We start from the raw sequence: 1,117 nt of genomic DNA, 5'->3' as shown, positions 1-1,117 counted from the left end.
GGAAGAAGGAAGAAGGAAGAAGGAAGAAGGAAGAAGGAAGAAGGAAGAAGGAAGAAGGAAGAAGGAAGAAGGAAGAAAAATAATTCGACCTTTTCTCATTGTCAACTCTAAGTGCATAGGTGCATTTATGCAGCCACAATATAACGAAGGTGCTGGAAAACAATTGCGTCGCGAGGCTCAACAGCTTCGTACTAAAGCCTTATACAGGTACGGTGCCGCAACAGGGTTGGTGTTGTTGCCACTGCTGGTATACGCGGTAGCACATTTTGATCCTTTATTTTTGCTTGTAGCTCTTTTGATAGGGGTATTAACCGCCCCTCTGTTGATTCCGGAGGGCAACAGGTTGTGGAATGACTCTAAGAAATATTACCAAGGGGCCGATGGTGAAGAAAAGACTCAGCAAGTTTTGGAACCCCTAATCCAATCTGGATGGATGCGTGAGTACAACTTAATATTGCCGCACGTAGGCGATATCGATGTGTGGCTGCGATCGCCTAAAGGGAGCAATTTTATCCTTGAGGTGAAGTCTCACCCAACCGTAGTTGTGTTGGATGGGGATGTGCTCAAGAATCAATCTTCTAACGGGAAATGGATAGATTTTGAGAAAGATTTTCTGGAACAGATTGGCCAACAAAAGAAGGCTATCAAAAAAGCTAAGAAGTTAACCAAGGTCACTGGAGTAGTTGTATTTAGCCGTGCCCAAGTGAATTTGAGCAACAAAAAGAAGATTAGGGGTGCTTACGTCATGGCACTGGGAGATTTGGTGTCACGGTTGCAAGAACTCGATCGCACCTATCAAAGTAGATAAGATTGGGAAAAATGAGAGCAAGAGCTACAGTGATATGTTGGACATCCACAAATTTGCACACAGCAGTACCATCCCAGACTTGCACTAGCATCTAAGTGATACTTGTGCTATTAAAAAAAATTAAGGTAGAAACAATATCCTGGACGGAATGTTGAACAAAGCAATCAAAGTATATAAAATTCTCAACGCCTGATGGCGACTTGCCATAACAGTTTTGGCGACTGCTATACCACTTAGGAATGAGAATTAAATAACTTCCACTCTTGAAAGTGGGATGGGCGTCCCGCCCGTCCTTTTTGGACGGGCGGG

Annotated in this window: 1 protein-coding gene and 1 pseudogene; one reads left to right on the top strand and one right to left on the bottom strand. The window is 43.7% G+C overall.

Features of this window, described 5'->3' with window-relative positions; translation table 11 throughout:
• A partial coding sequence (locus tag QUB56_RS36980) for a nuclease-related domain-containing protein (protein WP_332961315.1) occupies positions 1 to 808 on the top strand: 808 nt, incomplete at its 5' end.
• 91 nt (positions 809 to 899) lie between these two features.
• Here QUB56_RS36980 and QUB56_RS36975 read toward each other — a convergent pair.
• Positions 900 to 1,117: pseudogene (locus QUB56_RS36975) on the bottom strand (hypothetical protein); the annotation flags it as partial.

Source organism: Microcoleus sp. AR_TQ3_B6 (assembly GCF_036702785.1).
Classification (GTDB): Bacteria; Cyanobacteriota; Cyanobacteriia; order Cyanobacteriales; family Microcoleaceae; genus Microcoleus.
Note: the sequence above shows the minus strand (reverse complement) of the source record. Positions and strands in the feature narration are given on the sequence as shown.